16 protein-coding genes and 1 pseudogene are annotated in these 23,771 nt (G+C 53.7%); 9 read left to right on the top strand and 8 right to left on the bottom strand.

Translation table 11 applies throughout. The features are described 5' to 3' along the window. Nucleotides 1-18: 18 nt before the first annotated feature. Together K1V27_RS21545 and K1V27_RS23065 are read right to left on the bottom strand one after the other, a co-directional pair. Nucleotides 19-396, bottom strand: a complete 378-nt coding sequence (locus K1V27_RS21545; RefSeq protein WP_258932324.1) for a type II toxin-antitoxin system VapC family toxin — start codon at nucleotides 394-396, stop codon at nucleotides 19-21. Next, complete coding sequence (locus K1V27_RS23065) at nucleotides 396-626, bottom strand: type II toxin-antitoxin system Phd/YefM family antitoxin (RefSeq protein ID WP_353740643.1); 231 nt, start codon at nucleotides 624-626, stop codon at nucleotides 396-398. The genes K1V27_RS21545 and K1V27_RS23065 overlap by 1 nt, the downstream gene beginning before the upstream one ends. Nucleotides 627-1,217: 591 nt before the next feature. Here K1V27_RS23065 and K1V27_RS23060 point away from each other — a divergent pair. Continuing rightward, nucleotides 1,218-2,003, top strand: a complete 786-nt coding sequence (locus tag K1V27_RS23060; protein ID WP_272483575.1) for a methyltransferase domain-containing protein — start codon at nucleotides 1,218-1,220, stop codon at nucleotides 2,001-2,003. A 3-nt stretch (nucleotides 2,004-2,006) separates the two neighbouring features. Next, nucleotides 2,007-2,384, top strand: a complete 378-nt coding sequence (locus tag K1V27_RS23210; protein WP_435051689.1) for a carboxymuconolactone decarboxylase family protein — start codon at nucleotides 2,007-2,009, stop codon at nucleotides 2,382-2,384. Here the strand turns inward: K1V27_RS23210 and K1V27_RS21535 are convergent. Beyond that, nucleotides 2,301-2,660 carry an SHOCT domain-containing protein gene (locus K1V27_RS21535; protein WP_258932322.1) on the bottom strand — a complete coding sequence of 120 codons (360 nt, stop codon included), beginning with the start codon at nucleotides 2,658-2,660 and terminating at the stop codon, nucleotides 2,301-2,303. The two genes, K1V27_RS23210 and K1V27_RS21535, sit on opposite strands and share 84 nt — an antisense overlap. A gap of 492 nt (nucleotides 2,661-3,152) precedes the next feature. On the opposite strand from K1V27_RS21535, the gene K1V27_RS21530 reads away from it, so the two are divergent. The 6 genes from K1V27_RS21530 (at nucleotide 3,153) to K1V27_RS21505 (ending at nucleotide 11,555) form a co-directional block, all read left to right on the top strand. Then, nucleotides 3,153-3,590, top strand: a complete 438-nt coding sequence (locus tag K1V27_RS21530) for a PAS domain-containing protein (protein ID WP_258932321.1) — start codon at nucleotides 3,153-3,155, stop codon at nucleotides 3,588-3,590. Between the two features lie 13 nt (nucleotides 3,591-3,603). Next, entirely contained in the window at nucleotides 3,604-7,308 is a 3,705-nt protein-coding gene (locus tag K1V27_RS21525) for a nitrate reductase subunit alpha (protein ID WP_258932319.1), read from the top strand. Beyond that, nucleotides 7,298-8,734 carry a nitrate reductase subunit beta gene (narH, locus tag K1V27_RS21520; RefSeq protein WP_258932318.1) on the top strand — a complete coding sequence of 479 codons (1,437 nt, stop codon included), beginning with the start codon at nucleotides 7,298-7,300 and terminating at the stop codon, nucleotides 8,732-8,734. Before K1V27_RS21525 ends, narH begins: the two co-directional genes overlap by 11 nt. A 195-nt stretch (nucleotides 8,735-8,929) precedes the next feature. Continuing rightward, nucleotides 8,930-9,472, top strand: a complete 543-nt coding sequence (gene narJ / locus K1V27_RS21515) for a nitrate reductase molybdenum cofactor assembly chaperone (RefSeq protein ID WP_258932317.1) — start codon at nucleotides 8,930-8,932, stop codon at nucleotides 9,470-9,472. A 335-nt stretch (nucleotides 9,473-9,807) separates the two neighbouring features. Further along, nucleotides 9,808-10,485 carry a respiratory nitrate reductase subunit gamma gene (gene narI, locus K1V27_RS21510; protein WP_258932316.1) on the top strand — a complete coding sequence of 226 codons (678 nt, stop codon included), beginning with the start codon at nucleotides 9,808-9,810 and terminating at the stop codon, nucleotides 10,483-10,485. Nucleotides 10,486-10,508: 23 nt separating this feature from the next. Continuing rightward, nucleotides 10,509-11,555, top strand: a complete 1,047-nt coding sequence (locus K1V27_RS21505) for a tellurite resistance/C4-dicarboxylate transporter family protein (protein ID WP_258932315.1) — start codon at nucleotides 10,509-10,511, stop codon at nucleotides 11,553-11,555. A 163-nt stretch (nucleotides 11,556-11,718) separates the two neighbouring features. Here K1V27_RS21505 and K1V27_RS21500 read toward each other — a convergent pair whose 3' ends face one another. The 5 genes and pseudogenes from K1V27_RS21500 to K1V27_RS21470 form a co-directional block, all read right to left on the bottom strand. After that, entirely contained in the window at nucleotides 11,719-12,906 is a 1,188-nt protein-coding gene (locus tag K1V27_RS21500) for an anaerobic nitric oxide reductase flavorubredoxin (RefSeq protein ID WP_258932314.1), read from the bottom strand. 180 nt (nucleotides 12,907-13,086) lie between these two features. Then, entirely contained in the window at nucleotides 13,087-14,715 is a 1,629-nt protein-coding gene (hcp, locus tag K1V27_RS21495; protein WP_258932313.1) for a hydroxylamine reductase, read from the bottom strand. A 213-nt stretch (nucleotides 14,716-14,928) separates the two neighbouring features. Continuing rightward, nucleotides 14,929-15,495, bottom strand: coding sequence for a TaqI-like C-terminal specificity domain-containing protein (locus K1V27_RS21490; RefSeq protein ID WP_258932312.1), 567 nt, complete (start codon nucleotides 15,493-15,495; stop codon nucleotides 14,929-14,931). Between the two features lie 43 nt (nucleotides 15,496-15,538). Further along, nucleotides 15,539-16,765: pseudogene (locus K1V27_RS23205) on the bottom strand (ISAzo13 family transposase). A gap of 559 nt (nucleotides 16,766-17,324) precedes the next feature. Next, nucleotides 17,325-22,448, bottom strand: a complete 5,124-nt coding sequence (locus tag K1V27_RS21470; RefSeq protein WP_258932308.1) for an Ig-like domain-containing protein — start codon at nucleotides 22,446-22,448, stop codon at nucleotides 17,325-17,327. 424 nt (nucleotides 22,449-22,872) lie between these two features. On the opposite strand from K1V27_RS21470, the gene K1V27_RS21465 reads away from it, so the two are divergent. Beyond that, on the top strand, nucleotides 22,873-23,771 hold an 899-nt coding region (locus K1V27_RS21465), incomplete at its 3' end, for a hypothetical protein (protein WP_258932307.1).

Genomic DNA, 23,771 nt, shown 5'->3' with positions numbered 1-23,771 from the left:
AAGGCTCCATATCCGGGCTCAGTTAAGGGTTTCAATGTCGTAATGGTTGAAAATAGGGTCCGCCGTGACCACCGGGAGTTTATGGATCTGAGCGGTGGCGATGATCATACGGTCACATGGATCGCTATGAACAGGCGGCAGTTGTGTGGAACGGATGCAAAGCTCGAGATCAAGGGGCAGGACCTGAAGATCGTGATGCTCAATTATCACCTTAAACCAATCGAAAGGCAGGGTGGGTAGTTCGAGCTTTCCCTTTCTATATTTGATGCCGATCTCAAAACCACTGATGGCTGAAACATAGACAAACGGCGCCGCAGCCACCTTTTGCAGGGTGTCCGGGGAAAGCTCGCCACCCCCGAGGACCAACCAGAGCAAGGCGCATGTATCAAGCAGCATCAGTCAGTCTCCGGCCATTCATCATCTTTTAGAGGCTCTGTCGGATCATACTTGATCTTTATGGCGCCCATAATTGGATGCGGCGTAAGACGATCTGGACGCCGGTGAGGCACCAGGTCAGCCACGGGTTTGCCATTCCGACATATGGAGATTCGCTCCCCCTTTTTTTCCACTTCAGCCAGGAGAGCCGAAAGTTTCGTTTTTGCTTCGTGAACATTGACAACCTTCATCATTTCCTTCCTTTCTGAATCCGGTCTTGTTCAAATTTGGCCGGGTATCATTTTACACCCAGTCGAAATCATAGGCTGTCGGCATGCCTGTTCAGTTTGCCAGTTCTTCAGAGAAGTTAGTCTAATTGACTAAGTTGGTCAAGTCATAAAGACCGGAGGGGGCACCCAAATGTTGTGCGGTCAAAAACAAAATTCTCCCCCTGGCTGCGACAGGGAGTGAAGATCTATGCGCAGCGGTGCTCGGGATGCTCGGTTAAAATTTGGCAGCTTCTCAATAAGCGTGGGCAGAGGCCAGCTAAAGGTGTAAAATAAAAAAGATTCAGCCACCCTTTTATTGGCTGAATGGATGAACCTCGATATTCTGAGAGCTTGTCTAAAAATTCATTGCCTGGCTGAATTAACGCCCGGCGGGCGGTCATAAAGCCCACCCCTGAGTTATATTCGCTACGCCACTGGTAGGAGCTGAGTTTACACCCGCCCGAAGCGACATTTTTTCAGACACGCCCTGAGAGAAGGGATCGTCTTTTCCAACGGCAGAGAGACAGACGGTTTTGTATGGACGGTGCGATCAATAAAGTAAGGATGAAAACGGTGGAAAATCTACTTACTGGTGAAGACAGGAAGCGGATCAGGGAGGGCATCGCCGCAAAATACAGGAAAGTCGCTGTCAGCCCGGAAGGGAACTTCAAGTATCCTGTCGGGCTGGCCGGGCTTGAGGGGCAGAACTACGATCGCGGGATTCTGAGGGCGCTTCCTGAAGAGGTTCTGGCCTCATACTGCGGTGTGGGAAATCCCTTCTCCCTTGGACCGGTCCGGAAGGGCGAGGCAGTCCTGGACATAGGATGCGGCGCTGGAGTGGATACAATTGTTGCCGCGGTCATGACCGGCCCTGAAGGCAGGGTGATCGGCATGGATCTCACACCAGAGATGCTTGAGCGGGCAAGGGAAAACTTGAAGAAGGTGTCGCTTGAAAACGTGACCTTGCAGGAAGGCTCCGCCGAGGACTTGCCCTTCCCGGATGCAAGCTTCGATGTGGTGATTTCCAACGGCGTCTTCAATCTGGTGCCGGACAAGGCGAGAGCACTCAGTGAAGTGTTCAGGGTGTTAAAGCCGAATGGCCGATTCATGCTGGCCGATCAGGTCCTCACGGCCGAACAGCCGGCCGACACCGGATCCGTGGTAGAGAACTGGGCCAGGTGACAGGGAGGCGCTTTACCAGGAAAGGATTTCCTGGACATGATTCGCGAGGCGGGTTTTACGGAGGTCGAGTTGGGTGCCCAAACCGGCTTCAATAGTTCTCCGGTGACCAAAGGGGTTTTATTTCGGGCCAGGCGGCCAGCGATCACGAATGACGCAAGGGTGGAAGTGTCATCGTAGGACCTGCTCGGCAAGTACCTGCGATTCTTCAATGTGGTGTACGCGGAGGGAGCCATCGACCGCAGGACAAAACATCTGATCGCGCTTGGAGCATCGCTCGCTGCCGGATGCGACCCCCGAACGCGTTACTGCCTTGCAGTTGCAAGGGCACTTGGCGCAACGGAGGATCAACTGAAAGAGACCATGGCAATCGCCATGACCGTGGGGGCAACCAAGATCCGGATATTGCAGGAGTCAGCTCTGGCTCCCATGCCCGAGAGGAAGGCCGGCAAACCTAAGTGGAGGTGTCACTCAGGCCTATGTGAGGAGATCTTGTCGCATAAATTCGAATTGTTCCTTGCTGATTTCTCCTCCGGCATAACGACTTTTCAATATGTCTAAAGCAGAATCCCGATTCGAAAAGGAAACTGTACCGTCACCTTTACCGACAGTTATCAACCAACGGATGAAGAATATACCCGCGGCGATGATCACGATCCAGAAAAGCATCATGAATATCCCTCCAATCCAGCCCCAAGTGCCGCCCATCATTCCCGGGCCGGAGCCCCAAAAGGGGCAAAAACCCGCTTGCGCAAAACCATCCTTTACCTGCCCAAGGACAAACAATAGCGCTGCTGCCGATCCAGTACACATAGATTTACTGATTTTCGCTGTCATTTCTTATTCTCCTTTGCTGTGACTAAATCCCTCTCGCTTACGTTTTCATTTCATTGCGCCGCTATGGTTCCGAGTCGGGCTTGCCAGGAAAACCAACCTTAAGGGGACCCAACTCCAAACCGGAAAGGCTCGATTCGAACCAACACGAAGGCTAGCCAATCTTAACTTTAGTACCTAACATTAATCCTGCTATACCTGCGCAGGATGAAATCCTTATTTTTCATTTCCCGCAAGGACGCAAGGAAAGACTGATGAAATCAATCTCTGCAGGAAAAGCGCAACTTATCATGCTCAACACCTATGAATTGCCAAGATCCCGCCGGGGCGAGGTCACAGCGAAAAATCAGAACACTGATGAATATGGGATAAGACTTTGTATTAATTCTGGCTTCTGACTGCTGACTTCTGTATTTTGTTATAGGGGAATCCGCGCCGGGCCGTAAATGTCTGCGCCTGTGCGGTGAAGAACCGGTAGCTTGCGAGGAGTAGAACATGCCGAGTTATGACCATGCCCGATTGTGTCAACAGATCGTGGACGGGGCCATGGACGCCGTCATTTTTGCCGACCGGGAGGGCGTTATCAGGCTCTGGAACAGCGGTGCCGAAAAGATGTTTGGCTACAGTTCTTCGGAGGCGCTGGGGCAATCTCTGGACATCATCATTCCCGAGCGGCTACGGGACCGCCATTGGAGCGGCTATCGGCAAGTGATGGCAAGCGGCGTCACTCGCTACGGCGAGCAACTTTTGGCGGTACCGGCGGTGCGCAAGGATGGGACCCGCATCTCAATCGAGTTCACCATTGTGTTGGTGCGGGACGAAAAAGGCGAACCGATCGGCTCTGCCGCCGTTATTCGCGACGTAACCGTCCGCTGGCAGAAGGAAAAGGAGCTCAAGGAGAAGCTGGCGGCGCTCGAATCGCAGTCGAAATGACAAGGAACGATCTATGGGAACGAACAAGCTGCTTGCCTCGCTGCGCTTTTTCCGTCGGCGGGCGGACGGGGAGCATTGTCGGGAGGAAAAATTATCCGACGGCTGGGCCGAGCTCAGGTACGGCGAGCGCGACTGGGAGGACCTCTATCGCAGGCGTTGGCAGTACGACAAGGTGGTGCGCTCTACTCACGGGGTCAACTGCACCGGCTCCTGCTCTTGGAATGTCTATGTGAAAGACGGCATTATCGTCTGGGAAACGCAGAAGACCGACTACCCCGGTTCCGGCCCCGATATGCCCGACTATGAGCCGCGCGGCTGTCCGCGCGGTGCCACCTATTCCTGGTACACCTACAGCCCGGTGCGGGTCAAACATCCTTACATCCGCTCGGAGCTGTACGGGTTGTGGAAACAGGCCCTGGCCGCTCAACCGGACCCGGTTGCCGCCTGGCAGAGCATTGCCCGCGACCCGGACAAAACGGCCCGCTACAAGAAGGCGCGAGGTAAGGGCGGCTTCGTCCGGCTCTCCTGGGATGAAGCGGCTGAGCTGATTGCCGCCTCACTGGTCGGCACCCTTCAGGAGTTTGGGCCCGACCGCATCTTCGGCTTTTCTCCCATCCCCGCCATGTCCATGGTCTGCTACGCGTCGGGCGCCCGTTTCCTGTCGCTGATCGGTGCTCCCATGATCAGCTTCTATGACTGGTATTGCGACCTGCCGCCGGCTTCGCCGCAGATCTGGGGGGAGCAGACCGATGTGCCGGTGAGCGGCGACTGGTATGAATCCACCTACATGATCGTGTGGGGGACCAACATTCCCATGACTCGCTCCCCCGATGCCCACTTTTATACCGAAGCGCGCTACCGCGGAACCAAAGTGGTTGCGGTGGCCCCCGATTACGCCGAATACGTCAAATTCGCCGATACCTGGCTGCCGGCCCGAGCGGGCACCGACGCGGCGCTGGCCATGGCCATGATGTTCGTTATCGTCAAGGAATTCTACATCGACCGCCAGTGCGACTATTTTATCGATTATGCCAAAAGGTTCACCGATCTCCCGTTTGCCGTGGTGCTGAGAAAGGAAGGGGACGGCTACGTCTCGGATCGCTTTTTGCGCGCCTCGGACCTGGGTGAAGAGGTTGAAAACGGCGATTGGAAAACGGCGGTCTACGATGCATTGACGGACGAATTTGCCGTGCCCAACGGCAGCATCGGCTTCCGCTACGGCACGCCCGGCTGCTGGAATCTGCAGATGCGGGACGGTGCAACCTGCACCGAGCTCGATCCGCTGCTGAGCTTCGCTGCCGAAGAGAACTGGGTGCCGGTCAAATTTCCGTTGTTCGAAGCTGCGGGCGCCGGGATCAAAACGGGTGCGGCACCGGTTAAAAGGATCAGCGGAGAGAACGGCGAAATGCTGGTCACCACGGTATTCGATCTGCTGGCGGCCCAGCTCGGGATCGATCGAGGCCGGGGCGGGGACGTGGCGGCGGTCTACGATTCCAATCTGCCGTACACCCCGGCATGGCAGGAGAGCATAACGGGTGTCGACCGCCGGGAGGTTATCCGGGTGGCCCGGGAATTTGCTGAAAATGCCGAGAAAACAAGGGGCAAATCGATGATTTTCCTGGGAGCCGGCACCAACCACTGGTTCCACAGCGACACCATTTATCGGGCCATCGTCAGCCTGACCACCTTGTGCGGCTGCCAGGGAGTCAACGGCGGCGGCTGGGCCCACTACGTCGGCCAGGAAAAGGTGCGGCCGCTAACCGGTTGGACGACCCTGGCTTTTGCCCTGGACTGGCTGCGTCCGCCGCGCCAGCAAAACGGCACCTCGTTTTACTACTTTGCAACCGATCACTGGCGCTACGAGAACCTGAGCACGCAGGCGCTCACTTCGCCGCTCTATCAGGACCTGCAGGAAAAGCACCTGGCGGACTACAACGTCGTTGCGGCGAGGCTCGGGTGGCTGCCCTCCTATCCGCAATTCGACCAAAACCCGCTGGATATCTGCAAAGAGGCTGAGGAAAACGGCGCCGAGAGTGAGGACGACATTGTTTCCTATACGGTGGATAAGCTGAAAAAAGGCGAGTTTAAATTTGCCCTGGAGGATCCCGCCCATCCGCAAAACATCCCGCGCATTTTGTTTCTCTGGCGGGCGAACCTCCTGGGGGCGAGCGGCAAAGGGCACGAGTATTTCCTGAAGCACCTGCTGGGAGCCGACCATTCGGTTTTGAACGAAGAGAAGATGGCTGTCGAGCCGGGCGAGATGCTGAACCGGGACGAAACCGCCGGCGGCAAGCTCGACCTTCTGGTGACCACCGAGCTGCGCATGAGCACCAGCGCCCTGTACGCCGATATCGTGCTGCCCGCCGCCGGCTGGTATGAAATGCACGATCTGAGCACCACCGACCTGCATCCTTTCATCCACCCCTTCAACCCGGCCGTCGATCCTCCCTGGGAGACCAAAACCAACTGGGACCAGTTCAAATTCATTGCCGAGAAATTCTCGCACCTGGCGACCGATCACTTGGGCGTGAAAAAAGACCTGGTGGCCTTTCCGCTACTGCACGATTCCCTGGGCGAAATCGCTCAGCCGCTGGGCCGGGTGAAAGATTGGAAAAAAGGCGAAGTGGAAGCCGTTCCGGGACGGACCATGCCGAACCTCAAGGTGGTGACCCGGGACTATCCCAACACGTATCGGATGATGACCGCCCTGGGGCCGTTGGTCAAACAGGCGGGAATCGGCGCCAAAGGAATCAATTGGCAGGCGGAGGAAGAATACGAGGAGCTGAAAAGGCGGAACGGAGCGGTGGCCGAAGCCGGGATCAGCCAGCAGATGCCTGATTTGACGACGGCCAGGCAGGCGGCCGAAGCCATCCTGGTGCTTTCTCCCGAGACCAATGGAACGGCCGCCGTCAAGTCGTGGCGTGCCGTGGAACAAAAAACCGGGCTGGACTTGGTGCATCTGAGCGCGGCTGAAGAAGGGGAAAAGTATACTTTCGATGGAATCAACGCCCGTCCGCGGCCGGTCATAACCAGTCCCACCTGGAGCGGCATCGAATCGGAACAGCGCAGTTATTCGCCGTTTGTCATCAACATCGAGGAGAAGGTCCCGTTTCGCACCCTAACCGGTCGCGCGCAATTTTACCTGGATCACGAGTGGATGCTGCAGTTTGGAGAAGGCTTGCCGATCTTCCGCCCGCCGCTCGACATGCAGGCCATGGGCTCGACCCGTGTGCCCGAGGTTGACCGGTCGCAGCGGGAGATCATCTTGAATTATCTCACTCCGCATTCCAAATGGTCGATTCATAGCACCTATTCCGATGTGCTCACCTTGCTGACCCTGTTTCGCGGCGGCGAGGCCATCTGGATCAGCGATCGGGACGCTGCTTCAATTGAGGTCAAGGACAACGACTGGGTGGAATGCTACAACGTGCACGGCGTGGTGATGGCCAAGGCGGTGGTCAGCCACCGCATCCCGCCCGGCAAGGCGTTCATGTATCATGCCCAGGAGCGGCTCATCAACACCCCCGGCTCGAAGATTTCCGGCAAAAGAGGCGGCACCCATAACAGCGTAACCCGCATCCTCATGAAGCCGACCCAGATGATCGGGGGCTATGCTCAGCTGAGCTACGCCTTCAACTATTACGGACCGACCGGGGCTCAGCGGGATGAAGTGATCGTGGTGCGCAAGGCTAGGGAGGTGCAATGGTATGAAGATTAAGGCCCAGATCGCCATGGTGATGAATCTGGATAAATGCATCGGCTGCCACACCTGCAGCATCCCGTGCAAGAATGTGTGGACCAACCGGGAAGGGGCCGAATACATATGGTACAACAATGTGGAAACCAAGCCCGGGGTGGGCTACCCGAAAAAATGGGAAAATCAGTCCGAATGGAACGGCGGCTGGCGAATCAAGTTCGGCAGGCTTTCCCTTCGGGCGGGCGGCAAGTCGAACAAGATGCTCAACATTTTTCATAATCCCGACCTTCCGGAAATTGACGATTACTACGAGCCGTGGACCTACAACTACGGCGACCTCGCTTCCAGCCCGCGCAAACGAAACCAGCCGGCGCTCCGTCCCAAATCCCTGCTCACCGGGAAGAACCTGCAGATCAAGTGGGGCCCCAATTGGGAAGACGACCTGGCGGGGGTGAACGTCACCGGACTCGAGGATGTCAATTTTCGAAGCGTCAAGGAGCACAACGCCTATCTGCAGTTCAAAAAAGTCTTCATGTTTTACCTGCCGAGGATCTGCGAGCATTGCCTGAATCCTTCCTGTGTCGCGTCGTGTCCTTCGGGGGCGCTTTACAAGCGGGATGAAGACGGCATTGTGCTGGTGGACCAGGAGCAGTGCCGCGGCTGGCGCTACTGCGTGTCGGGCTGCCCCTATAAAAAGGTCTACTTCAACTGGAGAAGCGGCCGGTCGGAAAAATGCATCTTCTGCTATCCTCGAATCGAGGCGGGATTGCCGACTTTATGTGCGGAAACCTGCGTGGGGCGCATCCGCTACATCGGCGTGCTGCTCTACGATGCCGACCGGATCTTTCGCGCCGCTTCCACCATAAACGAGAAGCTTCTCTACGAAGCTCAAACTTCGCTTTTCCTCGATCCAAACGACCCGGATATTGCAGCTCGGGCGATTGAGAACGGCATACCGGAAAGTTACCTCGATGCCGCCCGGCGCTCGCCGGTTTATAAACTGATTGTGAAATGGAAGCTGGCCCTGCCGCCACATCCCGAATTTAGAACACTTCCCATGGTCTGGTACATTCCGCCATTGAGTCCGCTGGTGGATCAGGCGGATCGTTCCGGGGAACTGATCGATATCAGTGACAACATGCGCATTCCGCTCAAATACCTGGCAAATGTTCTGGCCGCCGGCGAAGAGGCTCCCGTGCGGCTTGCCTTAAGGCGGCTCATGGCGCTACGCCGTTATATGCGCTCGGTCCGTGTCGAGCTGCAGCCCGATGCGTCGTTTCTGGAAGAAGTCGGATTGGACGAGGCAACAGCCAAAGAGATGTACGCTCTTCTTGCCGTTGCCAAATACGATGAGCGCAACGTCATTCCAACGGTAAGGCGTGAGACCGTCGAAGACCTCCACCGCCGGCAGGGCGAATGCGGCTATCCGCCGGCCAGCCTGGGGTGAGCAAGGAGTGAGGAGTGAGGAGCAAGGAGTGAGGAGTAGCGAAGATCGATCTCGTTCTGCTCGTTCCCGAACACCGTTTGCGGTTTGGCGGGTAAGTGGCGTGGCGATGAAACAGAGTTACTCATCACTTGAGTTCCCAAACAGAGTTTGGGAGCTAGGTCGGGGAGATTGGACTAGTGTGCGACAGGATGGAAAATGCCGGAGCCTGGAAGAATCATTCTTAAACTGCTTGCTTTGCTGCTGCATTATCCGGATGAAGAGCTTGCGGGATCATTGCACGAAATTGAAGGAGAGATGGGGCGATTTTCGTCGCTGCCTGAAAAAGAGATCGTGACCGGATTTTTGGCTTATCTGAAAAGCAGGCCGCTGATTCGAGTGCAGGAAGAATACATCGAAACGTTTGACATGAACACGGCGATGAGCTTGAACCTGACCTATCATCTGGTGGGAGACGGCAAAAAGAGGGGCGCCGCCCTGGCGAGCTTGCTGCAGGTCTACCGGGAGGCTGGCTATGAGCCGCTATTGGGCGAGCTGCCCGATTACCTGCCGGTCATGCTCGAGTTCTGGTCCTTATGCCCTGCCGAGGTCTTCAGGGAGATGGCCGTGGCATATCGGAAACCGCTGGCGACACTGGCCGCAGGCTTGCAGGAGGTGCAAAGCCCCTACGCCGGGCTGCTAAGGTTGGCCGGGGAGCTTTTGGACGTACAAATCAAGGAGCGCGAAAATACGAAAGACTGAAAACAACGGCAACTTTATTTTTCATTTTTCGCAGAGGCGCAGGGAAGCACGGAAGAAATAATGGCTCATCTCAGAAAAGTGATAAGACTGCGTACAATGGTGGGCTATGCCCACCAGACAGGGGTGTAATGCTTGGTTTCGGTGGGCACAGCCCACCCTACGGTGCGGTAATCCATTAAGTTTGGATGTTTCGTTTTTGCGTGGGTTATTGATTGGTTGCGCAACGCGATGCGGGTAATTTTATCCGTTTTACATCACTGCACTATCAGCATTATTGATGCGCCGGGGGAGAGTTCCCTGACGCAGCGGTTTGAAAGGTAAGGAGGGAGGGGGACATGAAATTCGATTGGAACACGCTTGCGTTTCTGATTTTTCCCTACCTGTCGTTTGCGGTTTTTACGGTGGGGCATGCCTGGCGGTATCTGACCGATCCGTTCCACTGGAATGCGAAATCGAGCGAGATTCTTGAAAAAGACAGCTTGAAATATGCCTCCCCGTTGTTTCACTATGGGATCGTTCTGACTTTCATAGGCCATTTCGGCGGACTCTTGATCCCGCAGACCATCTACGATGCGGTCGGCATCGATGCCGACGAGCACACCCGCATTGCGATTGTGCTCGGCATGGTTTTCGGCGTCATGTCCCTGTCGGGAGTCATTCTGCTATTGTGGCGCCGGAGGGCAAAAGACCGGGTTGCAGCGGCGTCTACCGCAAACGATACCGTCACACTGGCGCTGCTGCTGTTTGTCATACTGGTCGGCACCTACAATGTCTTTTTCGGCCATTATCACCTGCTCGACACCCTCGCCCCGTGGATTCGCAGCATCGTCTCCTTCTCCCCCAATCCGGAGCTCATGGCCGAGGTGCCGTTCGCGTATCAGCTTCACATCCTGGCCGCGTTCCTGCTGTTCGCCTTTTCCCCTTTCAGCCGCTTGATTCACATCTGGAGCCTGCCCATACAGTATTTACCGCGCAGCTACTTGCTGTTCCGCAGAAGGAATTATAAGTTTTGAGTTTTGAATTTTGAGTTTGTAGTATGCGAGTGCTAACTGATGCCCTAAAATCTTCCATTGCCGGTCTCCCGCCGGCCTATTTCGCCATGGTGATGTCGACGGGGATCGTTTGTATCGCTTCGCATCTTATGGGGCTGGCGTTTTTTGCCAAGCCGCTTTTCTGGCTGAATATGTTGTTTTATACTGGACTGTGGCTGCTGACCTTGATGCGTGTGCTGCTGTTCCGGGAGCGCTTTTATGCGGACCTGCGCAGTCACAGCCGCGGAGTCGGATTTTTCACCATGGCGGCGGGGACCTGTATATTGGGAAGCCAGCTGGTGATCTTACGGGGTGCCCACGGACCGGCCTTTATTCTGTTGGTGGTTGGAATCGGTTTATGGGCGATGCTGCTCTACATGGTTTTTGCCGCATTTGCCGTGCAGGAGAATAAGCCGACCCTGCAGGAGGGAATCAACGGGGTGTGGCTGGTCGCGGTTGTGGCGACGCAATCCGTGTCGATCCTGTGCGGACTGCTGACCGGTCATATGCCGATTGAGCGGGAGATCACCATTTTTTTCTCTTTCTGCATGTTCTCCATCGGCTGCATGCTCTACCTGATGATCATCACCCTCATTTTTTACCGCATCATGTTTTTTCATTTGAAACCGGAGGACCTGAGTCATCCTTACTGGATCAACATGGGCGCGGTCGCCATCACCACTCTGGCCGGTGCAACCCTGGCGGCAAACAGTTCCCAGTCTGCGTTTCTGCTGCCTCTGCTGCCGTTCACCGTGGGCTTGACGGTCTTTTTCTGGGCCACGGCCAGCTGGTGGATACCTTTGCTGCTGCTGCTCGGAGCCTGGCGCTTCATCGTTCGGCGAGGCGGATTCTCCTATGAGCCGCAGTACTGGGGAATGGTCTTCCCGCTGGGGATGTACACCACCTGCACATTCAGGCTGGCGCAGGTGACCGGACTAGACTTTCTATTCCACATCCCGAAGTATTTCATTTATGCCGCGCTGCTTGCCTGGTGCGCCACCTTTATGGGCTGGGCCCGGTCGCAAATGAGATTATTGAAGGCCGGACCCTGATACGATTCTCCGCGATGGAAAAGACGCGGAGACATCGCACGACAGGGAGTGCGAAGCACTCCATGGCGGCGAGTACGTCAAGGTGTCCACACTGAGCGGCGACCTGCCAAACGATGGTAAGGCCCCATGTCAACGCGTCCCCCCTCTCCGTGTCACCTTGGCGTCACACCCGGCGCGCCAGATCCCGGCCAAAGTCCGCGCACCGATCCAACGCCGCCTCATCGGGCCTCCAAAGCTCGCGGATGCCCTCATTGACGACCTCGAAGCCCGCTTCCTCGAGCTTTTGGGCAATCATCTTGACTGACTCTCCGCTCCAGCCGTAGGCGCCGAAGGCGGCCGCCTTTTTCTTCTTGAAGCCCAGGCCTCTTATCTCCTCCAAAATACCCGCAATGGACGAGAGGATTCCCTTGTTGATGGTGGGCGATCCGACCAAGATGGCTTTGGACTTGAAGACCTCGGTGATCACGTCGTTTTTGTCCGAACGGGCGGTGTTGAACAGTTTGATGGCCACGTCCCCGTCCGCCGCATGGATTCCGCCGGCAATGGCCTCGGCCATCTTTCTAGTGCCCTGCCACATGGAGTCGTACAGCAGGGTGATCTGGTTTTCCTGATAATCGTCGGCCCATTGTGCGTATTGGCGGACGATCTGGAGCGGGTCGTCGCGCCAGATGACTCCGTGGCTGGTGCATATCATATCCACGGGGACGTTCATGGCCACAACCTCTTTGATCTTCCTGTCCACCAGCCTGCTGAACGGCGTCAGTATGTTGGCGTAATACTTGATACATTCCTGAAAAAGCTCAGCCCGGTCGACCAGGTCGTTGTACATGAGCTCGGAGGCGTAATGCTGGCCGAACGCATCGTTGCTGAACAAAATGCTGTCCCCGGTCAAATAGGAAAACATAGTGTCCGGCCAGTGCAGCATGGGGGCCTCGATGAAAACCAGCTCGCGCGAGCCGATGGAGACTTTCTCGCCGGTTTTCACCGGTTTGAAATTCCAGTCCTGGTGAAAATGTCCTTTGAACGATTTGAGCCCATTGGCCGTGCAATAAATGGGGGTGTCGGGTATCTCCCGCATCAGATCGGTGAGGCCGCCGCTGTGATCGATCTCGGCGTGGTTCGCCACAATCAGATCGATTTTTTTCAGATCGATTCGCGCCCTGAGGCTCTCCAGGAATTCCCGGCTGAAAGGCTCCCACACCGTGTCAATCAGGACTGTCTTCTCATCTTGCACGAGATACGAGTTGTAGGTCGTTCCTCGATGGGTCGAGTACTCTTCCCCGTGGAATTTTCTCAGCTCCCAATCTATTTTTCCAACCCAGGCGATGTGATCGCGGATACTGAAGCTCATGTTGTTCCTCCGCTTATCTTGGTTCATTGCGGCTTGCTGTGATTAATGCCGGCTCAGATCGTGATGTTCCCTCAAGTTATGACGCCGGCTGAGCTCATGTCATACCGGTTGCGATGAGAATCTCGTAACGGTTCGCCGCGGGGATGGCGGAGTCCGCAGATCTACCCCGCTCAGCGAGCTTTAACCCAGAATGGCCTGGAGATCCTCGTCGGGGGTGGTGATGGGCTTGATGTTGAAATTCGTGACCAGCACATCGAGCACGTTGGGCGTGATGAAGGCGGGCAGCGACGGACCGAGCCGTATGCCTTTGATGCCCAGGTGTAGCAGGGTGAGCAGGATGGCCACCGCCTTCTGTTCGTACCACGAAAGGATCATGGAGAGGGGCAGTTCGTTCACCCCGATGTTGAAAGCTTTGGACAAGGCCACGGCGATTTGGATGGCTGAGTAGGCGTCGTTGCATTGGCCGATGTCCAAGAGCCTCGGAATGCCACCGATGTCGACAAGGTCTTTGTCGAAGAAGCGGAATTTGCCGCAAGCCAGGGTCAAGACCACGCAGTCTTTGGGTACCTTTTCCACGAATTCGGTGTAATAGTTGCGCCCCGGTTTGGCGCCGTCACACCCGGCCACCAGAAAGAAGTGGCGGATGGCCCCGCTCTTGACCGCCTCTATCACCTTGTCGGCCACACCCAGGACCGCGTTTCTGCCGAATCCGCACATGACCTGACGGCCGTTGCTCTCCTCCTGGAAACCCGGCAGGGCAAGCGCTTTCTCAATGACAGGCGTGAAATCCTTGTCGGCGATGTGACTCACCCCCGGCCAGCCCACCAGTCCGGTGGTGAAAATGTTGTCTTGATAGGATTCGCGCGGCTTCTGAATGCAGTTGGTGGTCATCAGAATGGCGCCCGGAAATTCTGCAAACTCTTTGGCCTGATTCTGCCAGGCAGTGCCGTAATGGCCGTAGAAATGGGGATATTTCTTGAGCTCAGGGTAGCCGTGACAGGGAAGCATTTCGCCGTGAGTGTAGACGTGGATGCCTTTGCCTTCGGTCTGTTTGAGCAGAATTTCCAGGTCCTTGAGGTCGTGGCCCGAGACCAGGATGGCTTTGCCCTTTTTGGCGCCGAGGGGCACCCGGGTCGGAACGGGATGACCGTAGGTTTCCGTATTGGCGGCATCCAGCAATTCCATGGCGCGCAAATTCACCGCGCCGCACTGCAAAACCAGGCCGACCCACTCCTGCAGGCCGAGGCTGCGGTTTAGAGTTGCGGCCAGCCCTTCGTGAATAAAGGCGTACACCGCATCGTCTTCTTGTCCAAGGATGTGTGCATGGTCGGCGTAGGCGGCAACGCCTTTCAGGCCGTAAACCAATGTTTCCCGAAGGGAGAGGATATCCGAATTGATATCGGGGTCCGATTTGATGCCGACGGCCTCACCTTGCTTGACCAGTCCATGGAGGCTCTGGTCGGGCCTGAAGGTGGCCGCCCCTTCGGCAAAGTCGACCTTCCCGCCGGCGGCCCGTACCTTTTCCTTAAGGGCTTCGCGCAGTTCCACACAGCGATCGATCAATTTGACGAAGCGCTCCGGGTCGAAATCCACGTTGGTCAGGGTAGAAAAGGTGGCCTCACAGGTAAAGGTATTGACCTTTGGATCGCTCACCCCAACTTTTCGGCCTTCGACGGCATACAACGAAAGCCCTTTGAGGGCATGCATCAAAAGATCCTGCAGGGCGGCCACATCGGGCTGCTTGCCGCATACGCCGATCTTGGTGCAGCCTTCACCCTTCGCCGTTTGCTCGCACTGAAAACAAAACATCGCATCCTCCTTGTTTGCCGGTTCACAAAAGTGAATCGTTTTGACTGAATCTGAGCAATACGCGATATAGAGATTACTAAAATACTTAGAATAGACGCTTTGATTTAAGTCAAGAACTAAACAGCCCTAAAGGAATGTGGCAATGGCGAGCCAGTGACAAAAATGACTCGAAGCGGCAAACGAAGACCACGCCAGCGGAAAGCTTCTGCATTGTCAGACAATTGTCTCTTCAATAATCCGGATTTCCTCATCGGTCAGGGCGTACAGCTCGTAGACAAGTAGATCGATGCGCCGATCGACGCCTTCAATTTGGCGCTGGATGACCGCCTGGTCGTGGCCGGTTCGAGCCGCCTTGAGTTGCTTTTGCAGGTCCAGCATGGCCCTGACCTGGTCTTCGATGCCATCGCTTAAACTAACCCCCGCAGGGCTAGAATCTTCAACAGCGCGGATGGGGATTTGCTGAACATACATTGGCTTATATTCGAAGTAGCCGCCCTGTTTGGTTGAAAAAATCGAATGAATCACAAAATCGGCAACTCTTGAATTCAGTATGCCAAGCAGATAGAAGTCATCGGCCACCAGGATCGAGGTTTTGTCGTTCGAATAGAATCCTTGCGTTTCGAACGTGTAGGAGGCTCGTTGGACGATGGCTGGAATGACGATCTTGGGTTTTTCGAACTCTTCATAATAGGCAACAGTATCTTGGATTTCATGCCATTGGTAATGTCCGGGCTTCCGGCCTGGCCATGCTCCCGCCTTCCAATCCTTCGGTTTTGGCATGAGGCGTTCTTTAAGGTGAATGGCAAAAACTAAACACCGGCTACTATATTGGTGAGGGACTGATATCGACAAACCAGTCTTCGAGTCCCGGGTTTCGGTTGATGACCTTTTCGTAGGCAGCCATGGCCTTCTTTGTCAATTTGACTCCATTTTCGTAGATCCGCGTTACCAGAACGTCACGACTGGATGTTTGCCTTTCCATGTCATGTTCTCTACAATCTTGATGGTGGTTTCGGCGTCGGTTAGTAACATCCCATTCCAATATTGTTCGAGGGCTCCATGAGTTCGCTCGACCGGGTTGTACTTGCTGTGGTAAGGAGGATAGTATGCGAGCTGGATGTTTATCCCGTGCTGGTTTGCGAAGTCCACGGCTCTTTTGATGAACTGCGTGCACCTGCTGCTGCTTTCGGGACCATTGTCTTGATTGATAACCAGTGTCGAAGGGTGGTGCTTGGCTTCCCACTCGGACCATTGCTCCTCTACGCGATCCCATATATAGTCGCTCGTTACTTTCGAGTGTGCAAAGGAGAGAAATAAGTCACCGTATTGCGGCAACAGAATGCTGAAAGGTATAAGAGAGCCCTCGCTACCGAAGTCGTGATCGCCTGCCTCTACCTCAACTCTGCTGTAGCCGCCCCGGGAGAAAGAGCCAAGCTTCACGGAGGCCTTGGCATCCATTGACAGACGCAGGACTCCCTCAGTTTCATCGACTTTACGGTTGACCTCATGAAGTTGGTTAAAAATGGCGTCTGTTTCAGGGATTTTTTTCAACGGTTTGTTTTTTTGCCTTTCGCAGGCGGTAGCCCAGCCTGTTGAGAATCGTGCTGATGGTACGCCGTTTCGGAAGATCATCATCTTTGTAGTTTTTTTGCTCGATCAGTTGCGTTCGCACCTGACGAGCTGTCAGTTTAATGTACAGATGGGACGTACGTAGTGTAGCATCCGCCTGAACATTGGGATCAACGATGTCGCGGATATCATCGAGCAAATTGGGCAAGTGGTTTTCGGAGCGTTTGCGTCCACGCAGGCAGAACGCGTCCACGCATTCAACGTTTGCAGTGAGCTCGTGCATTCCCTTGCGGATGGTGCCACGGTTCCAGCCGAACTCTCGCTCCGCAACAGTCTGCCCACCGGGTCCGAGCTCTCGAACAGTCTCGGCCTAGAACCGGCGACGCGCACTGCCCTTCAGCTTGACTGCAGCGCTCTTCAACAAAGACTTGATGCCATCTATGAGATGCCGCCGCACATCCCGTCGAGGGATTGAATCCATCGAACTAACGACGTCCTGCATGGGAACCTCCTTTGTCTACAGTCGTTCTCCCATGCCATACACCTTTTTTTTCCTTTTGTGCCGCCATTGGAAAATGAATGCCGGCGCGCTACAGGTCAAAATATCCGGCCTGCCAATCCAGTGCCTGCCACCATGCACGAAGTGAACCCTGTGATCAGATGCCGCTCGGGAGTCCATTCAGTTGTAGGTTCTTTGGCCCGGAAGATCTTGAGCACCTCATCTAGCTCTCTGGCGAGGTGGGGTCCCAAATCTATGGTTGATTCGCTGTCCTCTTGCATGCCCTGTTCATTCTCGATCTCAAGTTCGCTTCCACTGGGTCAACTCTTTTAAGCCTTGCACCAGATTTCAATCAGAGGGTCATCATTTTACAAATCAATCCATTATACAGATTCATGCAGTCAAGTTCGAGGTAATGCCCCAATTCCATCATTCAGTCGGGGAGAATCTTGAAATGCCAGAAAATCTGGGCAGGTCGAGTTATGGCGGCCTGACTTTCAAGTCAACACCAAAGTCAGGCCGCAAAGACTCGACATTCAGGTCAGGATTTTTTCCAGGTTGCGGTTCCGGTCTGCCCCTTGTCTGTCGTGGCTGTTACTTCAACTTCATCCACTCCCTTCTCCAAATCCGACACCGCAAAGGTGATCGTCGCACCCTTGGATGGCATTTCTTCGCCGTTCACTCTCCATTGATAAGAAGCGACATATCCCATGCTCACGTTACATTGAGCTATGAGGCTGAGACTCTTCACCCCGTCTCCAACCGGTTTGATCGTACAGTAAGGATTATCTCCGGTTACCAGAGTCACCTGCGTTCTCAAGTCTGCCGTGGCGCCGTTTCTTGATCTTATAGTCGCCCCAATTTCATGTTCCCCCGCTGCCGGGACTTTCATCTGGGTGCTGCTTGAGCCGCTTTCGACCAAGGTGACTCCATCCAGCTTGTACGTTGCGCTCGCGAAGGAATCTTTCTTTGGCAGACTCGTTACGATCACTCGAACGTTCACATCTGATGGCGCCCGGTTCCATCGGTCCCCTACCGTCGTGATCAGTGTGCCGTCCAGTACCGGTGAGGCAAGGATCTGAATCATGTCCGTTCGGATCGTGGTACTGTTTCCCCGGGTGTCAGAAATCGTAACGGCCGGCTGATAGGTCCCGACCGTGTTGAACTGAAGGACGGCATATGAGCTCTGTTTTTCCAGAAGTTCCACACCTTCGGGCAAAACCCAATCATAGGCGATTGTTTCACCCCCGAGATTCAGCAAATCTTGTGAGCTCTTCGTGAGCACCTGCAATCTGACTTCCGCCGGCACCCTGTTATCAATGATTCGTGTAATGACTTGCCAGTCCGGCCACTTGTACGTCCACGAACTGAAATAGAGCTCCGCCTTGGCAATGATTTCAGGGTATTGCTCAATCCACGTCACATATTTCAGAGTGTTTTCTCCAGCCTTTGGAGTGTAATCGAGAGTCTCCCCCTCTGCGGTTGTTCCATCCGGAAGCACCCAATTACCCTTCGCTGTCAGATTGGAGACATAAGTGGACGGGAACAAACCCGGCACAGTAACCTCGTATGTGTAGGTTTTTCCTGTTTCCACATAACGCGGCCCGCTTATGAGCGCTTTTTGAAGCGTAGGTGCACTTACGCGCACAATGTAATAGGTGGTTGCTGTTGAGGCCTTGTTCGTTCCCGGAGCGTCCACCTCCTGTGCAGTCACCCGCACAATAAGGTTTCCGGTTGATTCCGGCGAGAAGGTCAAGCTGTCTCCCGATTGGACCGTACCGCTTGTGTCATTCATGTTTTGCATGACCAACCAGGTGAAGTTGGCGCTTACGCCATCTTGCACCGAAGCTTTGAGGGTTACCGGATTCCCGACTATCGTCGCGTTTGGTCCGGTTACGGTAATGACCGGCCGAGCAAACGTCTGCACCATGACAGAATCGGTCTCTGCGGTCGTATTGCTCCATCGGTTCGTAAGCGTGGCCTTGTACCAGAATTTTCCTGATTCTGTGATGGTCGGGCGGATCGCAACCCCGCCCATCCCTTCTGCTTTTTCAAAGTCTGTTCCATTCTTAGAAGTCTGCCATGTTATTGAGCTGATATCCTGATAGCGTTTGTAGTCGCTCATCACTACGCTGATGATCGGGTAAAACGGCGTAGCGCTTGTGGTCTCCCGTATGGAAAGCGTTGCAGGAATTGCACTGCCGTCTCTCACCACCACCGTGACGGGCATGCTGGCGACACTTTTCGACAGCGAGTAGTCCTCGGTTTCCTTGAGCGTCGCCGTAACGGATATCCGGTGAGTACCTGCCGCGAGCTTGCCGACATTGATTTCGAAGGACCCATCGGAGTTGATTGTCTCCGTTGTGCCAAGCGCAGTTTGATTCAATTTGCCGCCGGCATAGCTGTTCAGGTTCGCTTGAAGTGTCCATACCCCGCACGCCGCGGAAGCATAAAGATACTTGCCGCCTCCTTGGTAAAGACCTGCATTCCCTTTAAGGACAATGTCCTCTGTGGTTACGCCGGAAGTGGCATTGAGGGTTACGGTCAGGCTTTTCGGAACAGCAATGAAGTGAAACGTCTCAGAATACACCCGATCGGAGAGAAACGTGTAGTATGCCTCAACTGTGATATCTTCCGTTCCCCATAGATCGGTGATGTTGGTTGTCACAAAATCATTGAACGTGCTTGCCTTCGTCTCGGCCGTTTTTGATTTGCTCGCAGTTTTTATCGTGACCGACAGACCCGGCTTAGACCCCGTCACGAATGCCTTCCCTACAATATTTGTCCCAGTATAGGTATACAGGTTGTCTGACCCCGATAGATCTTTATAAGAGTACAAATACTCAAATGCAAACGAGATCGGATCCGGGTCCACCACAGTGAGAGTCGCTTCTTGCGTCGCGACTTTATGCTCGACGCCATCCATATCGAACATGATTAGCCGAGCTGCAACCTGGTATTCCCCTTTTGTCATGATCTTCCCGGTCAGACCGATCGGGGCAATCTGACGCGCACCTAATCCATTGGGGACTTCCACCCATCTCAAGAGACACTTCGGAGTTGCCAAAAGATTGTTTCTGGCGGACTCCTCATCCTTGACGAGGGTGCAATGGTTTGATGAATCACTGGCGTATACGTTGGTCGTATTATAGCCGGTAGTGATCTGCCAGTTGTTGTCGTTTGTGAGAGTGAGGGTTGGCAGCCAACTGATCACGGCGACCCGCAAGACTGGCGCACTGGGTGCGTCGCTCATGATTATGAGCTCTCCGGTTCCAACCTCACTTGCAGAGACTGAGAATACATACTTGCTCCCACTTGCTTCAAAGTCGTAGTTCGCGGCAATCAGGATCTTATGCTCGGGCGTGATGGCGACATTGCCTACGGTCATGCCAAGGTCAGTGCCGCGATAAAAGGCGTACACGTTGTATTTACCGGTCAGCGTGCTGTCGCCGAAGAGAATTTGCTTGCTTGTGAGCGGCCACAATAATTTGGTGTATTTCAGACTTTTGCCGATAGCCGGAATACTGATGGTCTGCGAAGTGTTGGTAGAGAGATCCACCATTTTCGAGGCATAGACAAATTGCAGGGAAGACGCCGAGGTATTCCCCGAGGCATCCTTCGCTTTCACGGTGATGGTGTATTTGGAACCTATGTCAAGAGTCGGGAGAAGCACTGGATATTCGAGTTTGTACAGACCGATTACGGTTTCGCGCCAACCGACATGAAAGTCGATGGAATCCGGCCCCCCGGTGAAGTTTACGTCTGTAAGGACAGGTGCACTGTCCATCGCATCATTCAATTGTACGTACATCCCATCAAGAGATTCAATGCTGTCACCATCGTCTAGGACGGTTCCGTTAATGGTGTAAAAAATGGCGGAAGGCGGAGTGTTGTCTATTGTGAGAGGCCCCAGGCCCAGCTCTGTCGCCTTATTTGTATCAGTACGTTTGACAATCGCTTTTATGTCATAATTTCCATCAGGAATAGACCTTAGATCGAATTTGTACTGAAATGTACATCCTATGTTATTTACCAGACTCCCTGAAATGTTTCCCGACCCATAATTTAAATGAGCAGATCCTATCGTGGGCCAAGAAGACCAGAACCAGCGACATTCCGGCAACTCTGCTGTTACTATCACCTGTTTATTATAGAAATCTAAAGAATAATCTGAAATAACTGGATAATTCTTACCATCCCAATACGTTTCAGCCCATCTCGGATTTCCAATCAATGATCCGTCTTCATTATAAATTAGCACTCCATTATGGATATAACCACGCGTGCCACTGTTCATAGTGATTGAATGAACAAATTCGCACGAAGCCTCCCCTGGATTTATATTGCATGTCTTATCAAACATGTAGGCTTTTTGAATGTAGTTCTGTGGTGTCGCCCTGATTCGGACTCGGCTTATGGTAACAGGAAGGGAAGAGTCTGGAACCAATCTACGGTTGATCCCACTCGCCCAGCCGATGTCTGAGAAAAGAAAATCCACACCAGCTAAAGCAGGAGTTTTAGGCGCCGAATCAGCGAGAACCAATGAATAAGATACAGAACCAGCGATCCATCGGCCAAAATCTACAAATCTTAAATAATTTGTATCTGTATATCCGAATGGCAAGCTAATCCAACAATAAACATATTCCGTGTCTTCTCCCACCTTGTGAAACTCACCGCGACCATTATAGATACTTAAACCGCCTTCATTGTATTCACGCCAGTTAGATTTGATAATCTTATAAGCCAGCTTTATCGGATTTGTCTTTACCGTCATCCCAGGTGCATATGCTACAAAACCATTTAAACCAGGACCGAGAACATTATTGCTGTCCGGATCAAATACTCCAAATGGTGCAGGAGCACCGCCATAATTATCGTACTGGAAATGTTTAGCCACAGTGGCCCGATTTCCAGCTTTATCATAAACAAGAGCTTTTAACGTAAACTCCTCATCGAGATTACTTTCTGGCATAGGCCACTGCCAGTTCCCATAATAGATATAAACGATTGAGGCACTCTTTGATGCCTGCAAATAATCCATATTCTGTTTTGTCAACACACTGCCGTCTGCCTTTGTAATCTCAATTTCAACACCTGCAATTCCATTGCTATCATCCAAATCGTTCCAAAAAAAACTATCCGTACTGGCTCCCCTCATGCCGAGCTTAAACAAATCTCCACGACCTACAATTTCATATGTACCATGTGCATTGGAATAAAACTCACCATAGGTTGGTGCTGCGCGATCCACCGTAATTGCATAATCTACTGAGGCAACTTCTTTATTGAGAGAATCAAGAATGCGCGCCCTGAAAGTGTACTGACCCTCATCGAGGGTGGGGATACTGAACGGCGCTCCGTAGTATGTTTGCCCCCCGAATATTACCGTATCAGATGATCCAATCACCGAACTGGTTGAATCAAAAACGAAAACGCCAGATCTATTGATCACTTGCAGGTTGGCTTTTCGTTGGAGACCGGCGGATACTATCGCCTTGATCTCCCCGGCCGGGTTGATGTAATGTTGCGACGGCACATCACTTTTAGCTGTTCCTGATGGGTCGGAGTATTCCAACGCCACCAGATCGGCATGCGCTACGTGAACACACAAGCCCATAAATAAGACAAGCCCTACCATTACCCGGTTTAACAGATTCTCCATTCCCTCCTCCTTGTAATTACAGTCTCTGTCGTTATCACACTACTCCAGAGTGCCATCTTACAAAGCCGTGCGGGAACACTGAAACCTCGTGGGCACGAAAACCCTCTCGCCAAATGCACCTTTTCCCGTTCCAGCTGTCCAGACTATCCAGCGTCTCGGTTAGTTGCTGATATATCGGAGCAAACGCAGATTGCGAAAAACGCCAAAACACTCTTTTCCAACAATGAATGCGTAGCCCAACGCCCTGCCTTTAGCTATGGAGACGCTCAGCACAAAGCATATCTTTCGAAATTGGCTCGATTTTCGGAAAAAGTTGCTTCTCGACGGACCCTTTTCAATCCCCATTGAATGAACGTTTTCTAGCTTTCTCTTAGGATGCTCGCACAGCAATTGATGCTTCAGAAGTTTGAGGAGTTGCGAAATAATGCGGGCAGTGATTGTAGTTTTTCTTTGTCTTTTGCAGGTGGTGCCACCGATGGCGTGGACGCCCTTTTGCCGGGAGTCCCGTGCGGACGATTTTCTCGATTCCGCCACCTCAGGGCAGTCATTTGGCGTAGATCTCCTATTCCAGGCGTCCGAGCTGCCAAGCGTCCAGACGACCACGCCAACCCCCGATCAGCAATCGAGTGCTTCCAACATTTATCTCGAAGAGATGCTTCCGGGTGGCACCGGAGACACTTCAACTCTTCAGGGGTACATCGAAGAACCCGAGAATATGATGCAGGGCTCGATTGACAACTACAATGCTACACTTGCGGACCTTGACAGCGCACTTTCGGCGATCAACAATGCTGCAAGCGAGAATCCGCCTTCCGACCTTTCCGGAGACGAGCTCGTTATCGATCTTCTAGCGACCAGCGAAGCGATCTCCAACGGCACCGATGCGACTGCCAATGCCCTGTTTGGCGGCTGTACTGTCGAGGAAACCCAACACGGCACTACCACAAAGACGATCCATCAAGTCGATATTTCGACCTGCCATGGTGTGTATACATCCCTTGACGGGTGTGATTTTACGCGGTCTCTCAGTTTTCAGTACATGAAGACACAGACTATCCTTTCAATTACCAGCATTGTCGCCGGCACCCTCACCGGAACTTTTGGCCTGGCATATCCAGCCATGGGCACTTCGAGGAGCTGGACAGAAACGCAAGCTGATGGTTCCGTGCTTACTTACAAATACACTCCCTTTTCCATTCAAAGCGACGCATTTGCCTACAACACAAACGTTGCCTTGAGTGGGGGCACCTACTCCGGAGGGATCACCCATTACGGCACAGCGCAAGATCATTGGACTTCTCAAGGCTCGATCCAAGCATCAGG

This window comes from Desulfoferrobacter suflitae, from assembly GCF_022603395.1.
Lineage (GTDB): Bacteria > Desulfobacterota > Syntrophobacteria > Syntrophobacterales > Syntrophobacteraceae > Desulfoferrobacter > Desulfoferrobacter suflitae.
This window is presented reverse-complemented; position numbering and strand designations above follow the sequence as displayed.

Bases quoted from the DNA above. Each gene is read 5' to 3' on its own strand.
- K1V27_RS21545 (WP_258932324.1), bottom strand. From the start codon at position 396: ATGCTGCTTGATACATGCGCCTTGCTCTGGTTGGTCCTCGGGGGTGGC.
- K1V27_RS23065 (WP_353740643.1), bottom strand. From the start codon at position 626: ATGAAGGTTGTCAATGTTCACGAAGCAAAAACGAAACTTTCGGCTCTC.
- K1V27_RS21535 (WP_258932322.1), bottom strand. From the start codon at position 2,660: ATGACAGCGAAAATCAGTAAATCTATGTGTACTGGATCGGCAGCAGCG.
- K1V27_RS21530 (WP_258932321.1), top strand. From the start codon at position 3,153: ATGCCGAGTTATGACCATGCCCGATTGTGTCAACAGATCGTGGACGGG.
- K1V27_RS21525 (WP_258932319.1), top strand. From the start codon at position 3,604: ATGGGAACGAACAAGCTGCTTGCCTCGCTGCGCTTTTTCCGTCGGCGG.
- narH (WP_258932318.1), top strand. From the start codon at position 7,298: ATGAAGATTAAGGCCCAGATCGCCATGGTGATGAATCTGGATAAATGC.
- narJ (WP_258932317.1), top strand. From the start codon at position 8,930: ATGCCGGAGCCTGGAAGAATCATTCTTAAACTGCTTGCTTTGCTGCTG.
- narI (WP_258932316.1), top strand. From the start codon at position 9,808: ATGAAATTCGATTGGAACACGCTTGCGTTTCTGATTTTTCCCTACCTG.
- K1V27_RS21505 (WP_258932315.1), top strand. From the start codon at position 10,509: ATGCGAGTGCTAACTGATGCCCTAAAATCTTCCATTGCCGGTCTCCCG.
- K1V27_RS21500 (WP_258932314.1), bottom strand. From the start codon at position 12,906: ATGAGCTTCAGTATCCGCGATCACATCGCCTGGGTTGGAAAAATAGAT.
- hcp (WP_258932313.1), bottom strand. From the start codon at position 14,715: ATGTTTTGTTTTCAGTGCGAGCAAACGGCGAAGGGTGAAGGCTGCACC.
- K1V27_RS21490 (WP_258932312.1), bottom strand. From the start codon at position 15,495: ATGCCAAAACCGAAGGATTGGAAGGCGGGAGCATGGCCAGGCCGGAAG.
- K1V27_RS21470 (WP_258932308.1), bottom strand. From the start codon at position 22,448: ATGGAGAATCTGTTAAACCGGGTAATGGTAGGGCTTGTCTTATTTATG.